The organism is Lentilactobacillus laojiaonis (assembly GCF_020616595.1).
GTDB classification, from domain to species: Bacteria; Bacillota; Bacilli; order Lactobacillales; family Lactobacillaceae; genus Lentilactobacillus; species Lentilactobacillus laojiaonis.
This window is the reverse complement of sequence record NZ_CP085278.1, coordinates 678,060-694,346: the sequence shown is the minus strand read 5'-3', so window position 1 is coordinate 694,346 and position 16,287 is coordinate 678,060. Positions and strand designations below refer to the sequence as shown.

Sequence of the window (16,287 nt, the reverse complement as noted above, 5' to 3'; positions counted from 1 at the left end):
TTTTGGGACTTTGGCTTTTTATTAATTTGTGATATCTTAATATATACCAAATAAAAGAGGAGTATTTCATGGCTAATAAAGACTATTATGAAATTCTCGGAGTTTCGCGAGATGCTAGTAATGATGAGATAAAAAAGGCTTATCGTAAATTATCAAAAAAATATCATCCGGATCTTAATAAGGAACCCGGTGCAGATGAAAAATTTAAAGAAATAACTGAAGCTTATGAAGTCTTGGGAGATGCAACTAAGCGAGCAAATTATGACCAATATGGTTCTGCAGATGGTCCACAAGGCTTTGGTGGTGGTTCTGCTGGTGGATTTTCTGGATTTGATGGCGGCGGTTTTGGATTTGAAGATATATTTAGCCAATTTTTTGGTGGTGGTTCTCAACAAAGTACAGATCCAAAGGCCCCAAAACAAGGTCGAGATTTAGAATATCGAATGGATTTAAAATTTGAGGAAGCCATCTTTGGAGTTAAAAAGAAGATAAAATATAATCGAAGCTCAGAATGTGAAACTTGTAAGGGTTCTGGCGCTAAGCCAGGAACATCACCTGAAACTTGTCACAATTGTCATGGAGCTGGTTATGTAAATGCTGAAGCTGATACTCCATTGGGAAGAATACAAACTAAACAAGCATGCCCAGTTTGTCATGGTACTGGTAAGGAAATTAAAGAAAAATGTCCAACTTGTCACGGTAGTGGTCATGTAGAACAAAAACATGAAGTGGAAGTTTCTGTTCCTGCTGGTATTGAAAATGGGCAACAAATGCGACTTCAAGGCCAAGGTGAAGCCGGTAAAAATGGTGGACCTTATGGTGACCTTTATATTGTATTTACAGTTGAACCAAGTCGAGACTTTGAACGCCGAGGAACAACCATATATGCTGAAGAATACATTGGATTTGCTAAAGCTGCTTTAGGTGGCGAAGTTAAGGTTAAGACAGTTTATGGCGATGTTTCATTGAATATTCCTGCTGGAACACAAAGTGGTACAGTGTTTAAGCTAAAAGGTAAGGGTGCTCCTAAACTTCATAGCAATGTAAATGGTGATGAAAAAGTAAAAATTCATATTATTACTCCTACTTCACTTAATAAAGCTCAAAAGGCTGCATTGCTAGATTATGCTAAAGCAAGTAACGAAGAAGTTAACAAAGGCAACTTTTTCGATAAAGTAAAAGATGCTTTTGACGGTAAAAACTAATTAAAAGATCGGATAAGTATCCGATCTTTTTTAGTATCTAAAAATAACATGTTATAATTAAAGTTAGTATAAGAATTGAAAGTGAGAATTAATATATGGATTTTAATAAAATGAAAGAGCATCAAAAATTTATTAGGAACTTTTCAATTGTTGCTCATATTGACCATGGTAAATCTACCTTGGCAGATAGAATCCTAGAGATGACAGACACTGTTTCTAAACGTGAAATGAAAGACCAATTACTTGATAATATGGAGCTTGAACGTGAAAGAGGAATTACTATTAAATTAAATGCAGTTGAATTAACTTATCATTCAGATGATGGTAATGATTATGAATTTCATTTAATTGATACTCCCGGACATGTTGATTTTTCTTATGAGGTTTCTAGAAGTTTAGCTGCATGTGAAGGAGCCATTCTAGTAGTTGATGCTGCCCAAGGGATTGAAGCCCAAACACTAGCTAATGTATATTTAGCAATTGATGATGATCTAGAAATTGTACCTGTAATAAACAAAATCGATCTTCCATCTGCTCAGCCCGAAAAAGTGCAAGAAGAGATTGAAAATGTTATCGGAATTGATGCTACAGATGCGGTTATGGCTAGTGCTAAAAAAGGTATTGGTATTAAGGAACTATTGGAACAAATTGTGCATAATGTTCCAGCTCCAACTGGCGATGTTGAATCACCTTTAAAGGCCTTAGTATTTGATTCGATCTACGATGATTATCGCGGAGTAGTTTTAAGTGTTCGATTGTTTGAGGGAACGGTTAAACCAGGAGATAAAATTCGTTTAATGAATAGTGGTAGTGAATATGAAGTTACTGAAGTTGGGGTTAACTCACCTAATCCGGTAAAACGTGAATATTTAATGGCTGGTGATGTAGGATATATAACTGCTAGTATTAAAGACATTGAGCAAACCCGAGTGGGGGATACTGTAACTAATGCTAATACCCCAGCTGATGAGGCTTTACCAGGGTATCGTGAAATGAGTCCAATGGTATATGCTGGTTTGTATCCAACTGATAATGCTAAATTTGATGATCTAAGAGAGGCTCTTGAAAAGCTCAAATTAAATGATGCTGCACTAGAATTTGAACCGGAAGTATCTCAAGCTTTAGGATTTGGATTTAGATGTGGATTCTTGGGGTTACTCCATATGGATGTTGTGCAAGAAAGATTAGAACGTGAATTTAAAATCGAATTGATCACCACCGCACCATCAGTAACTTATAAAGTTAATCTAACCGACGGCGGAATTAAAGACGTTGAAAATCCATCGGAAATGCCAGATGTAACCGAAATTAAAGATATTGAAGAGCCCTATGTAAAAGCAACCATTATGGTCCCTAATGATTATGTTGGAGCTGTTATGGAGTTATCACAAAGTCGACGAGGGATTTTTGAAACTATGGAATATCTAGATGAATATCGGGTAAATGTGGTTTATCATATGCCATTATCAGAAATAATTTTTGATTTCTTTGATAAATTAAAGTCTAGTACCAAAGGTTATGCCTCATTGGATTATGATTTGGAAGATTACCGTGCCAGTGACTTAGTTAAAATAGATATCTTATTAAATGGTGATAAAGTGGATGCTTTGAGTTTTATTGCTCATAAGCAATTTGCTCCACAACGTTCTAGAGAAATTGTTGATAAATTAAAAACTATTATTCCACGACAAAATTTTGAGATTCCGATTCAAGCAGCTATTGGATCAAAAATTATTGCTAGGACAAATATAAAAGCATATCGTAAGGATGTTACTGCTAAGATTCACACAGGTGATCCGGATCGTCGTGCTAAGCTATTAGATAAACAAAAAGCTGGTAAAAAACGTATGAAGGCAGTGGGAAAAGTTGAAATTCCTCAAGAAGCATTTATGGCAGTTCTCCAAACCGGCGATGAACAAAAATCAAAATAAAAAAGCCTAGACATATTGTCTGGCTTTTTTTATTTTTAGATAATTAATTCGTAATTTCATATCCATTAATTAATAATTTGATTTTTAATTAATAACGCCCATGGTATAATTAATTAAGCAATTTATTAATTAATAAATTGACATTGAATCGCTCCTAGATTAACATTATTACTTATACATTTCTAACTAAACAAAATGATTGTGTTTTTATATTCTTTCTATTATTATAGATATAATATGTTTAAATCAGTGTTTTTAAATTAATAAATATCTATTTACTTACAGTTTAGCTAAGGGGGTGCACAAATATGTTAAATAGGACTAAGCAATTTTTAAGAAATAATGGTTATCATTATCGGAAGGAATATATTCGTCCGTTATTGATTCCTGATAATATTTATATATTTAAATTCGGTCGTAAAAATCTAGATAATCGTTTAATTATTAGATATCGTCATAAATGGACAGGCCGTCAAAGTATAAGTGAGATAGATTTAAGATTGCACAAGCAAAAACATCCGCGTGTATTTGCTAACGAGTCAGAACTCCTTCATTATTTAGAAGGACATCTGCTTAGGCATGAAAAAGAAGTTCATAAAGAAGAAGTTCAAAAAGAAGAAAATCTGGCAAAAGACTAAGGTGCATCCGTTGGTGGTGCATCTTTTTGTTTAAATAAATTGAAAATGAGGAATATTTTATGAAATGGACACAGGTTTCGGTATTAACAACAAGTGAATCAATTGAAGCAGTATCAAATATTTTTATGGAACTCGGCGCTGAAGGTGTAGCAATTGAAGATTCTAAAGACTATGAAAAATTAAAACCTGGTAAATATGGAGAGCATGGAGAGATTGTTGATCCTAAAGACCTAATTCATATAACTCAAGGAGCATTAGTATCTTCTTATTTCCCAGACTCTCCAGACTCTATTGATGTCGAAAGTTTAGTTCCGAAATTAGAACAACGAGTTATTCAATTAAAAGAATTTGGGCTAAATCCAGGACCTGCTGAAGTTAAAACTACTGCAATTAAAGACGAAGATTGGTCAACTGCTTGGGAACGTTACTACCATCCAGTTAGAATAACTCATTTTATAACTATTGTACCAAGCTGGGAAGATTATAAATCTAGTTCCCAAGATGAAAAGGTTATTCGTTTAAATCCGGGAATGGCCTTTGGCACAGGAACTCATCCAACTACTAGACTTTCATTACAAGCTCTAGAAACGGTTATTCAAGGTGGCGAAAATATTTTAGATGTGGGTACAGGTTCGGGAGTTTTAAGTATCTCTGCTAAACTAATGGGTGCTAATAATATTAAAGCTTTTGATGTGGATGAAGTTGCTGTTGAATCAGCACAAAATAATTTAGACTTAAATCCAGTGGCTAAAGACATTGAAGTTTCTGCTAACGATCTTTTAAAAGGAATTAATGAAAATGTAGATGTAGTAGTAGCTAATATTTTAGCTGAAATCATTATTCCACTAGTGCCACAAGCTTGGGATAATTTAAAAGAGCACGGATATTTCATTACTTCTGGAATTATCAATGATAAAATTGAAGAAGTAAAAGCAAAAATTGAAGAACAGGGCTTTATTATTTCACAGATTAGTAGGATGAAGGATTGGTATTCAATTATTGCAATTAAGCCAGGTAAAGAGGACTAGATAGGAATGCAACAGTACTTTGTAGATCAAATAGTAAATTCTAATGAATTAGTTAATCTTGATAAAGCATCCAATCACCATCTTGTGACGGTGATGCGCGCTAAAATTAATGAACAAATTGAAATAGTTGATACAAATAAACAGGTTTTTTTAGCAAGTATTCAATCAATTGAAAATAAACAAGCTAATCTGAAAATCAAAAAAGAAATTGATAGGGATAATGAATTACCGATTGATGTCACCATAGTTTGTGGACTGTCTAAAAACAATAAACCCGAACTAATTGTACAAAAATCAACTGAATTAGGAGCTAGTCAAATTATTTTTGTTTCCATGAATCGTTCTATTACTAATTGGAAAAATAAAGCCGAGTCAAAAATTAAAAGATTACAAGAGGTTGCATTAAATGCTGCCCAACAATCGCATCGTAACGTGATTCCGAAAGTTAAATATATTCCAAACTTGTCAGAAATTATGAACTTAAAAGTAGATGCTAGAATTGTGGCATATGAAGAATCTGCTAAGCAGGGTGAGACGAGTACATTAAAACAAACCATTATGAATTTAAATAATAAGGGTTCATTGATTGGGGTCTTTGGTCCTGAAGGTGGTATTGATGAAAGTGAAATTGATTTGATGTTAAAAAATAATTATAAATTAGCTGGATTAGGTCCGAGAATTTTGAGAGCAGAAACAGCACCTTTATATTTTCTTTCATCAATTTCTGTAGTTAGTGAGTTATAAGGGTAAGGGAAGAGATGACGATAAATGTCTAAAAATAAAAATTGGTCAATCGATGAAGTAATTAATAAGGTTTCTGAATATATGGATCAAGGTGAAATTGATACCATAAAGAGAGCCTATGAATTTGCTAAAATCGCTCATAAAGGTCAGGTACGAAAATCTGGTGAAGAGTATATTGTTCATCCAATCCAGGTTGCGGGAATCTTAGCAGATCTTCACATGGATTTTGCAACCATTAGTGCGGGACTTTTACATGATGTGGTTGAAGATACAGGGGTTGAAGTAATTGATATCCAAGAATTATTTGATAAAGATATTGCTTTAATTGTTGATGGTGTAACTAAGATTAGCAAAATTAAATATAAATCATCTGAAGAACGATTATCTGAAAATCATCGAAAACTTTTATTAGCTATGGGAAAAGATATTCGTGTAATGATTGTTAAGTTAGCAGATCGACTCCATAATATGCGAACTTTGAAATCTTTAAGACCGGAAAAGCAGCGTAGAATATCTCGGGAAACACTTGAAATTTATGCACCAATTGCTGATAGATTAGGTATTGGAACCATTAAATGGGAACTAGAAGATACTGCCTTACATTATCTAAATCCGCAACAATATTATCGAATTGTACAATTAATGAATTCCAGACGTGATCAACGAGTTAGTTATATCGATGATGCTATTGAAGAAGTTAACGATACAATTGACGAAATTGGTATTAAAGCGGAAATTTATGGACGTCCTAAACATATCTATTCAATTTATCGCAAAATGGTTGATCAACATAAACAGTTTAACCAAATTTATGACCTTTTGGCATTACGGATAATTGTTAATTCAATTAAGGATTGTTATGCCGTGTTAGGTGCTATTCATTCTAAATGGAAGCCTATGCCAGGAAGATTTAAAGATTATATTGCGATGCCAAAAGCTAATATGTATCAATCCTTGCATACGACTGTCATTGGTCCAGAAGGAAAGCCATTAGAGGTACAAATTAGAACTGAGCAAATGCATCAAATTGCTGAGTTTGGGATTGCAGCCCATTGGGCATATAAAGAAGGTAATTTTGAGGGTGTCCCAGAATCTGGTGATAACAGTAAGCTAAATCTAGTTAAGCAAATTATTGAATTACAAGAAGAAACTGATAATGCTGCTGATTTTATGGATGGAGTTAAAGGAGAACTATTCGGTGATCGAGTCTATGTATTTACCCCCAAAGGTGACGTTTATGAAATGCCTAAGGGAGCAGGTCCGTTAGATTTAGCATATATGATTCATACTGATGTTGGTCATCATACAACCGGAGCCAAAATTAATGGCAAGATAGTTCCTTTAGATCATCAAGTTAAGAACGGTGATATTGTAGATATTGTAACTTCATCAAATTCATCTGGACCTAGCCAAGATTGGCTTAAATTAGTGCATACTCGACGTGCCAGAAATAAAATTAAGCAATTTTATCGTCAAAAAGATCGTGATGTTAATATTGAATTAGGAATGGATGAATTAAATAAAAAGCTCCATGAAGAAAATTATGATCCTAAAGAAATTTTAACTGATGAAAATCTTGAAACAGTTGCTCAAGATATGCATTATCAGCATGCAGACGACTTATTGGCCGCGATTGGTTTTGGAGACGTTCAACCAACCGGTGTCATTAATCGATTAACTGAAGAATTACGTGCGATGGCTAAACAAGCTATGCAAAATAAAGCTCAAAAAGATGTACTAGAAGATCACCAAACGATTAAAAGTGAAAAAAATAGTCTACAAAAACGTGATCTTGATAAATCTTCAAACGGAATATATATTGATGGAGTAGATAACTTGCTAGTTAGACTTAGTCATTGTTGTACGCCGGTTCCTGGAGATGATATTCTTGGCTATATCACTAAAGGTAGAGGGGTTTCAGTTCATCGTAAAGGCTGTCCAAATATGAAAAAAGCCGAAGAAAATGGTGAACGAGTAGTAGCGGTATTTTGGGCTAGTTCAAAGAACAAAAAACCAATCTATACTGCTAATCTATCAGTTGAGGGATATAATCGTTCTGGTTTAATTGCAGATGTAATCTATGCAATTAATAACGTTTCTAAAAATGTTACCTCGATTAATGGAAAAGTTGATAAAAATAAAATGGTAACTATCTCATTGTCACTAATGGTAAGAGATACTGAACAATTAGAAAGGGCAATTGCAACAATTCGAAATGTTTCAGATGTATATGTTGTAAGTCGAGCTTTTAGGTAATTATTATGAAAGTAATTTTGCAAAGAGTTAATCGAGCTAGTGTAAAGATCGATGATAATTTAATATCTTCAATTAATAAGGGATATTTATTATTAGTAGGTGTTTTAGATACTGATGGCTTGGAAGAAATTGAGTATTTAGCTAATAAAATTAGTAAAACGCGAATTTTTGAAGATGAAAATTCTAAAATGAACTTAGATATTCAGTCAGTAAATGGAAAAATATTATCTGTTTCCCAATTTACCTTATTTGCTGACACTAAAAAGGGAAACCGACCTAGTTTTGCTAAGGCTGGTGAACCAGAACATGCTAAATTAATATATGATCAATTTAATCAAGCTTTAAGAGATCGAGGAATTGATGTAAAAACTGGTCAGTTTGGAGCAGATATGCAAATTAGCTTAGAAAATGATGGGCCAGTAACGCTTATATACGATACTGACCAAAAATAATTTTATCTAGGAGAAGCCATGATTAATCAAATTTTTTGGGATTTTGATGGAACTTTATTTAATACTTATCCTAATATGGTAGCTGCTTTTAGGGATAGTTTAATTAATCTAGGGATTGATGAAATTGAAATCGATGATAATGATATCTATCGCACGATGCGTAAAAGCTCGGTAGGAGCGGCCATTCAAAAGTTTAGTTCTCAATATGGTATTAATAAAATTTTTTTGCAAAATGAGTATACTAAGTTAGAACCGGAATATGTTAATTCATCAAAACCATTTCCAGGAGTAATGGATGTATTGAAATTAGTTTTAGAAATTGGCGGGAGCAATTATTTACTAACTCATCGAGATGAACAAGCTAATCAATTGTTAGCTAATTATGATTTATTGCCTTATTTTAAGGATACCGTAACTAAAAGTCAGGGATTTAAACGTAAACCTAATCCTGAATCGTTATTATATTTAATTAATAAGTATTCAATCAATTTATCGGCAGCGGTTATGATTGGTGATCGAAAGTTAGATGTTGAAGCTGGAAATAATGCCAATATCTTTAGTTATTTGTTTGATCCAGACAATCTCATCATACTAATTAATAAACAAACCTTCAGAGCTAGCAATTTTGAAGAAATATATAATAAAATAAAAAATAGCGCTATTTAGCGCTATTTTTTATTGAAATAATTATTTAATCCCGCTTTTATATCCTTAGCAATTTGTTTTTGGTAGTTAGGATTTCTAATATATTTAAAATCTTTACTATTATTAATATAGCCAGATTCTAATAAGACAGAAGGGACCGTTGTATCTCTAATTACTAAGTAATCACCAAATTCAACTCCTCGATTTGTTAAGGGAAGATTACTTAGTGATTGGTTGATGGTATTAGCTAAAGCTAGAGAACTTTCATTATGATAATAATAAGTCGTAAACCCAGTCGCTGAATTATTTAGATCTGACGAATCAAAATGAAAACTTAAAAATAAATCAGCATGATTTTTTTCGGCTAACTGTGGTCGCTCGTTTAAGGAAACGTATTGATCGTTATTTCTAGTTAGAATTACATTGGCACCACTGTTTTTTAATTCCTTATAAACTTGGTTAACTAGCTGCATGGTATATGCTTTTTCGTATTTTCCCTTAATAGAAAGGGCCCCTGCATCTGTTCCGCCATGTCCGGGATCTAATACAATGGTGGCTTCTGACAATTTCGAATAATTATCTAATTTTTTATTTAATAGCCAAGTAGGTACCCATCCGGTTTTGCCGTTAGAATTGATTTTGCTCCAATTATTCTTTTTGGTAATGATTTTAAATTTTGAATTACTTTTTAATTTTGTACTAACAGGATAATCTATGGAGGGACCACTGTGCATTTCTAAGTTATTAATTTGTATATGATTAGACTTTGGATACAACCTTGCTATCAATAATAAGAAAGCCAAAATAGTTACTATGAAAGTCAAAATTATTCGAAAGTCAACTTTTTTATTTAACATTCAATCACCTGTAATATTTAAAAATTATTTGGTACTAACGGTAATTATTATAATATATAAAAACGTTATTGACTTTTTTTATTTTATAAATTATTCTAAACTTAATTAGATATTTGGCCGATAAAAAGAGACTATGATTTTATCATCAAAAGAGAGAATTTATTTGGTGTGAGAATTCGTTGATAATTCATAGATGACACTTTTTGATTATTGAGGTAATAGGTTAAACTATTCGTGATGAGCGTTATTCTTAAGAGTCAATTAAGGTGGTACCGTGCAAATGCACCCTTGAAAATTCAAGGGTGTTTTTTTATCGCCATTTTCAAATAGGAGGAAAAAATAAATGAGATTTCAACGTCCAAAAGGGACAGCAGATATTTTACCCGAAGAAGCTAAAAAATGGGCATATATAGAAGAGACTGCGAGAATGCTCTTTACAAACTATCGTTACCATGAAATCAGAACTCCAATGTTTGAAAATTTCGAAGTTTTTTCAAGAACTTCTGGAGATACTTCAGATGTGGTAACTAAAGAAATGTATGACTTTATGGATAAAGGTGATCGTCATATTAGCTTGCGTCCTGAAGGAACTGCTGGCGTAGTTCGCTCGTTTGTGGAAAATAAATTATATGGTCCTGAATTTTCAAAGCCATATAAAGTGTTTTATATGGGATCAATGTTTAGATATGAACGTCCACAATCTGGTCGATTACGTGAGTTTCATCAAATTGGTGTAGAGGCTTTTGGGAGTGATGCTCCAGAATTAGATGTAGAAGTAATTGATATGGGAATGAATTTATTACAAAAATTTGGATTAAAAGATCTTAAATTAGTAATAAATACGTTAGGCGATAAAGAAACTCGTGAAAACTATCGTCAAGCTCTGATTGATTACTTAGAACCACATTTTGATGAATTAAGTGAAGATTCTAAAAATCGACTTCATAAAAATCCATTACGTGTTCTAGATAGTAAAGACAAAAACGATCAAAAATTTGTGGCCGATGCACCGTCAATCTTAGATTTTCTAAGTCCAGAATCTCAAGCTCATTTTGATAAAGTTAAAAAACTTTTAGAGGCTTTACACATTCCATTTACTGTAGATCCTTCAATGGTCCGTGGTTTAGATTATTATAATCATACTATTTTTGAAATTATGGTAAATTCAAAATCACTTGGTGAAGGATATACTACCATTTGTGCGGGTGGAAGATATAATGGGTTGGTTGAGGAATTAGGTGGCCCAGAAGTTTCAGGGGTTGGTTTTGGACTCGGAATTGAAAGACTAATATTATTAATGGATTCTCAAAATGTTAAATTACCAATTCTAGATAACTTAGATGTATATGTAGTGGGAATTGGTGAAGAGACGACTTATGAAACATCTCAGATTGTTAAAGCCTTGAGATCTAATGGATTTTCGGTAGATCGTGATTACTTAGATAAAAAACCTAAAGCTCAATTTAAAACTGCTAATAAATTAGGAGCAACATACACAATTACAATTGGCGAACGAGAATTGGAACAAGAAACTGTTAATGTTAAATCCATGTTAGATGGTAATGAGGTTTCAGTTCCACTTAATGAGGTTAAATCTAATTTTAACGCGGTTTTAACCGATTACTTTAATGAATAATAAGGGAGCATTAAAAATGAAAAGAACAACTTATGCAGGTTTAGTAGACGAATCATATATAGATAAAAAAGTTGTCCTCAAGGGATGGGTACAAAAGCGTCGTGATTTAGGTGGACTTATCTTTATAGATTTAAGAGACCGTGAAGGAATTGTACAATTGGTATTTAGTGATGAATATAGTGCCGATGCTCGTACAGTAGCTGATCAATTAAGAAATGAATATGTCATTGAAATTGAAGGTAACGTAGTAGCTAGATCTGCTCGTGAAGTTAACGATAATATGAAGACTGGTAAAATCGAAGTAGATGTAATTAATGCCAAAATTTTATCAACTTCTAAAACCCCACCTTTTGATATTCAAGATAACGTTAAAGCTTCTGATGAATTAAAATTAAAATATCGTTATTTAGATTTAAGAAGACCGGAAATGCTTCGCAATATGTTAATTCGCAACCGAATAACTCAGTCAGTTCATAGTTATTTTGATCAAATGGGCTTCGTTGATGTTGAAACTCCAACACTAACCAAATCTACTCCAGAAGGAGCACGTGATTATTTGGTACCGTCACGAGTATATCCTGGTTCTTTCTATGCATTGCCACAATCTCCTCAACAATTTAAACAATTACTAATGGGAGCAGGTTTTGATAAATATTATCAAATTGCTAGATGTTACCGTGATGAAGATTTACGTGGTGACCGCCAACCAGAATTCACACAAATTGATATGGAAATGTCGTTTGCTGATCCTGAAGAAATTCAAGAATATACTGAAGGCTTAATTGCTAAAGTAATGAAAGATACTCTAGGAGTGGAAGTTAAATTACCATTTGAAAGAATTAGTTGGGATGAATCTATGGCCCGTTTTGGTACTGATCAACCAGATACCCGTTTTGGAATGGAATTAACTGATGTTTCTGAAATTGTTAAGGACTGTGACTTTAAAGTATTCTCTGAAACTGTTAAGAATGGTAATCAAGTAAAATCAATTACTGTTCCTGGCGGTGCAGACAAGTATTCTCGTAAAGCTATTGATAGTTTTACCAAATATATTGAACGCTTTGGTGCTAAAGGATTAGCTTGGATTAAAGTAACGGATGACGGATTTAGTGGACCAATATCTAAATTCTTTACTGATGAAGCTCTTCAAAAAGCAATGCTAGACCAAACAGATGCTAAATCTGGTGACTTAATTTTATTTGTAGCCGATGAAGCTCGTGTTGTAGCTGCTTCACTAAGCTATTTACGAGTAACTATTGCTAATGAGCTTAATTTAATTGATGAATCTAAATTTGCATTCTTATGGGTCGTAGATTGGCCATTGTTTGAATATGATGTTGATTTAGAACGTTACGTATCAGCTCATCATCCATTTACAATGCCTAATGAAGAAGATGTTCATTATTTAATGAATGATGATGAAGATCCTCATAAAGCCTATGCACAAAGCTACGACATTATTTTAAACGGACTAGAATTGGGTGGTGGATCAATTCGTATTCACACTCGTGAACTTCAAGAAAAAATGTTTAAAGCCTTAGGATTTACTAAAGAAAGTGCAGAAGAACAATTTGGCTACTTCTTGGATGCTTTAGATTACGGATTTCCACCTCATGGAGGTTTAGCAATTGGATTAGATCGATTTGCTAGATTACTTGCTAAACGTGATAATATTCGTGATGTAATTGCATTCCCTAAAAACTCCAAAGCTGTTGAACCGTTGACTAGTGCACCTCAACCAGTATCAACTAAGCAATTAGGTGATTTAGGAATTTTAGTTGAACATCCTGAAGATATTAACCGTCGAGAATAATATAAAAACCCTAACTTACGATTAAGTTAGGGTTTTTATATATGATAGTAATGCTTAATGTTATAATTACTGGTATTAATATAAATTGAAGGGAATATTTTTTTAATCATGGACGATGTTCAAAAAATTTTCAAACGTCATCAATATGTTGCTAAATTATCAACTGCCTTTATTTACGGAATTTTAGTTTCGATCGCAGTTAACTTTTTTTGGAATCCAGGGCATATTTATTCATCTGGAATGACTGGTTTTTCACAAATATTAAATACTGTTAGTTCGAGATACTTTCCATTTACTATTCCAACTGGGATAGGTTTGTTCGCTTTAAATGTTCCACTATTTTTGCTTGCTTGGAAAGCTATTAGTCACCAATTTACAATTTTCACAATTTTTGCAGTCTTCTTATCAAGTTTTATGATTCAAGCTATTAATCCCGTACCTTTAACTCACGATCCAATTATTTGTGCAATTTTTGGGGGAGCAGTAAATGGATTTGGGACCGGATTAGCGTTAAAAAACGGAATATCAACCGGTGGACTTGATATTCTAGGAATTGTTATTAGAAATAAAACTGGGAAAAGTATTGGGTCAATTAACATTGCGTTTAACTCATTGATTATAATAGCCGCTGCCTTAATCTATGGTTGGCCTTATGCCTTTTATTCAGCGCTAAGTATATTTGTAAATGCTAAAGTAATGGATATGACCTTTACTAAGCAACAAAGGATGCAAGTTATGATAATTACTAGTAGACCAAATGCCGTAATAGATAGTGTTCAAAATCATTTACGTCGAGGAATCACTATTGTTCACAATGCTGAAGGTGCTTATCATCATAATTCTACAACTATTCTATTCACTGTAATTTCACGATATGAAATGGGTGAATTAGAAGAAGCTTTACTAGAAGCCGATACTAGTGCATTTGCTAGTATTTCTGATACGGTTAAGATATTGGGACGTTTCTATGAAGATCAACCATAATATTAAATTTAATATAATTTAAAGGGTAAAAATATTATATAAAATTTTTATGGTATAATATTTCAGTGCGTTAACTAATATTTAAACAATTTGAGGAAGAAAATTGAAAGATATTTATATAAAATTGATTCATTTTATCTCGATATTGAATTTATGGAAAAAAAGAAAAAACATTTTCTATTTAATGAGCTTTGATAGTAATGTTGGATTTATTAAAAAAATGGCTCAAAAACTTCCGAAGGGTACCGAATTAGTAGTTTTATATAAACCTGAAACTGAAGCAGCTGCGACTGATTTGGCAGCCTTTGGAATTACTACTAAGTTGGTAAGAAGTAATTTAAAATTTGCCTTAAATATGGTGCCTAAATTAATGTCAGCTAAAATTATTTTTTGTGATAACTATTTTGCATTTTTAGCTGGATTAGCCCATCCTAGCAATATGAAAATTGTCCAGGTTTGGCATGCAGACGGAGCTATTAAAAAATTTGGCTGGGAAGATCCGAAAACTAGTCTAAGATCAAAATCAGATCAAAAAAGATTTCAAATGGTGTATGACCAATTTGATGAATACATAGTAGCATCAAAGGCTATGGGAAATGTTTTTATAAATAGTTATCGAACCAGTGAAGAAAAAATGCAATTACTGGGTTATCCAAGATCCGATAAGTTTTTTAAAAAGAAATGGATTGATAAAGCTAAACATCGAATTTTTAGAGCTGCCCCTGAATTAAAAAATCGACGGGTGATTTTATATGCACCCACATATCGTAAGGACGTATTTAATTTGCCTAGTGGAATTGATGATGCTTTATCAGCTGATCCTAATTCAATTGTAGTAGTAAAATTACATCCGTCATTACGAGGTAAAGAAAATAATATTCGTGAACAGGGAAATCCACGAATAAAATTTTATCATCAGTTGTCGACCTCCGACTTATTGACAGTGGCTGATACTTTGGTTACCGATTATTCATCAGTGGCATTTGATTTTAGTTTACTCAAAAATGCAAGATCAATTATATTTTTCATGTTTGATTTAGAAAATTATGAAAAAGAAACTGGAATTCAATCAGATTATATGAACTGGTTGCCAAGTAAACCAGTTAAAACCGTTGAAGAGTTAAGAAAAGCAATTTTGAATCCAGAAGCTATGGATTTTACTGAATTTAATGATCATTGGAATACTTATAATGATGGTCATGCGGCTTCTAGGGTTATAAAAAGATATTTATAAAATACTAGGTAAATAGGTTAAGGAGTGCCATCTTGTGAAAGAAGTTATAACATTAGTAAAAGAACAATTTGAAAATTTAGGAATTATTTTTAGAATTTCGCGTTATGAAGATAAAGCGGAATACCAAAGTCATTATTTAGGATTGATGTGGGAATATTTATACCCGCTAATTCAAATCGGAATTTATTGGTTAGTATTCGGTATAGGTTTAAAGCATGGAAATTCTACTCACGGAGTTAATTATTTACCTTGGATGGTAATTGGAATTACTCCATGGTTTTTCATGAATAGATCAACTTTAGATGCATCAAAAAGTATTTATCAACGAGTTGGTATGGTTTCAAAAATGAAATTTCCAGTCAGTGTACTACCAACAATTAAAATCGTTGGTAATTTAAGTTCATTTTGGACCATGTTGGTATTTTCTATAGTAATTGGTTTTATTTATGGAATTACACCTTCACTTTATTGGCTCCAATGGATTTATTATTTTGTTGCAATGATTGCTTGGTTAGTTGCGTTTGGTATTTTTAACTCAACTATTTCTGTTTTAGTTAGAGATTATCGAATTTTATTACAATCGGTTATGCGTATGCTATTTTATTTATCAGGTGTACTATTTAACTTTGAAACTGGGGCCTTTCCAGCTCCGTTTGTCAGAGTTCTTCAGCTAAATCCATTCTTTTATATTATATCTGGATTTAGACAATCGATGCTTTCACAGGGTTGGTTCTGGGAACGTCCAACTCTAAATATAATTTTTTGGGGATTTGTTCTATTCTTCTTATTAGTTGGCTCACATCTCCACTATAAGTTCCGATCAAGATTTGTTGATTTAATTTAATTAATGTGAGGGTGAACGTT

14 protein-coding genes are annotated in these 16,287 nt (G+C 32.8%); 13 read left to right on the top strand and 1 reads right to left on the bottom strand.

Annotated elements, in window-relative coordinates; translation table 11 throughout:
- The first annotated feature begins 68 nt into the window (after positions 1-68).
- The 8 genes from dnaJ to LHL71_RS03575 all read left to right on the top strand — a co-directional run bounded on the left by dnaJ (position 69) and on the right by LHL71_RS03575 (position 8,920).
- The gene (dnaJ, locus tag LHL71_RS03610) at positions 69-1,205 is read left to right on the top strand and encodes a molecular chaperone DnaJ (protein WP_227360461.1); all 1,137 of its coding nucleotides are present in this window, start codon (positions 69-71) and stop codon (positions 1,203-1,205) included.
- 95 nt (positions 1,206-1,300) lie between these two features.
- The gene (gene lepA, locus LHL71_RS03605) at positions 1,301-3,136 is read left to right on the top strand and encodes a translation elongation factor 4 (protein ID WP_227360460.1); all 1,836 of its coding nucleotides are present in this window, start codon (positions 1,301-1,303) and stop codon (positions 3,134-3,136) included.
- A 308-nt stretch (positions 3,137-3,444) separates the two neighbouring features.
- Complete coding sequence (locus LHL71_RS03600) at positions 3,445-3,774, top strand: hypothetical protein (RefSeq protein ID WP_227360459.1); 330 nt, start codon at positions 3,445-3,447, stop codon at positions 3,772-3,774.
- A 59-nt stretch (positions 3,775-3,833) separates the two neighbouring features.
- Positions 3,834-4,802 carry a 50S ribosomal protein L11 methyltransferase gene (prmA, locus tag LHL71_RS03595; protein ID WP_227360458.1) on the top strand — a complete coding sequence of 323 codons (969 nt, stop codon included), beginning with the start codon at positions 3,834-3,836 and terminating at the stop codon, positions 4,800-4,802.
- Positions 4,803-4,808: 6 nt separating this feature from the next.
- Positions 4,809-5,546, top strand: coding sequence for a 16S rRNA (uracil(1498)-N(3))-methyltransferase (locus LHL71_RS03590; protein ID WP_227360457.1), 738 nt, complete (start codon positions 4,809-4,811; stop codon positions 5,544-5,546).
- A gap of 24 nt (positions 5,547-5,570) precedes the next feature.
- Complete coding sequence (locus LHL71_RS03585; protein ID WP_227360456.1) at positions 5,571-7,802, top strand: RelA/SpoT family protein; 2,232 nt, start codon at positions 5,571-5,573, stop codon at positions 7,800-7,802.
- A gap of 5 nt (positions 7,803-7,807) precedes the next feature.
- On the top strand, positions 7,808-8,254 hold the full coding sequence (gene dtd, locus LHL71_RS03580; RefSeq protein ID WP_227360455.1) for a D-aminoacyl-tRNA deacylase: 447 nt from the start codon (positions 7,808-7,810) through the stop codon (positions 8,252-8,254).
- Positions 8,255-8,272: 18 nt separating this feature from the next.
- Positions 8,273-8,920, top strand: coding sequence for an HAD-IA family hydrolase (locus LHL71_RS03575; RefSeq protein WP_227360454.1), 648 nt, complete (start codon positions 8,273-8,275; stop codon positions 8,918-8,920).
- 2 nt (positions 8,921-8,922) lie between these two features.
- On the opposite strand, the gene LHL71_RS03570 is transcribed toward LHL71_RS03575, so the two are convergent.
- Positions 8,923-9,756, bottom strand: coding sequence for an N-acetylmuramoyl-L-alanine amidase family protein (locus LHL71_RS03570; protein WP_227360453.1), 834 nt, complete (start codon positions 9,754-9,756; stop codon positions 8,923-8,925).
- A gap of 343 nt (positions 9,757-10,099) precedes the next feature.
- Here LHL71_RS03570 and hisS point away from each other — a divergent pair, with 343 nt between their 5' ends.
- From hisS to LHL71_RS03545, 5 genes are all read left to right on the top strand, one after another.
- Positions 10,100-11,392: a histidine--tRNA ligase gene (hisS, locus tag LHL71_RS03565; RefSeq protein ID WP_227360452.1), complete on the top strand. Its 1,293-nt coding sequence runs from the start codon at positions 10,100-10,102 to the stop codon at positions 11,390-11,392.
- 16 nt (positions 11,393-11,408) lie between these two features.
- Complete coding sequence (gene aspS, locus LHL71_RS03560) at positions 11,409-13,205, top strand: aspartate--tRNA ligase (RefSeq protein ID WP_227360451.1); 1,797 nt, start codon at positions 11,409-11,411, stop codon at positions 13,203-13,205.
- Positions 13,206-13,313: 108 nt separating this feature from the next.
- The gene (locus LHL71_RS03555; RefSeq protein WP_227360450.1) at positions 13,314-14,189 is read left to right on the top strand and encodes a YitT family protein; all 876 of its coding nucleotides are present in this window, start codon (positions 13,314-13,316) and stop codon (positions 14,187-14,189) included.
- 103 nt (positions 14,190-14,292) lie between these two features.
- Complete coding sequence (locus tag LHL71_RS03550; RefSeq protein WP_227360449.1) at positions 14,293-15,423, top strand: CDP-glycerol glycerophosphotransferase family protein; 1,131 nt, start codon at positions 14,293-14,295, stop codon at positions 15,421-15,423.
- Positions 15,424-15,457: 34 nt separating this feature from the next.
- Positions 15,458-16,267, top strand: coding sequence for an ABC transporter permease (locus tag LHL71_RS03545; protein WP_227360448.1), 810 nt, complete (start codon positions 15,458-15,460; stop codon positions 16,265-16,267).
- The last annotated feature ends 20 nt before the right edge of the window (positions 16,268-16,287 follow it).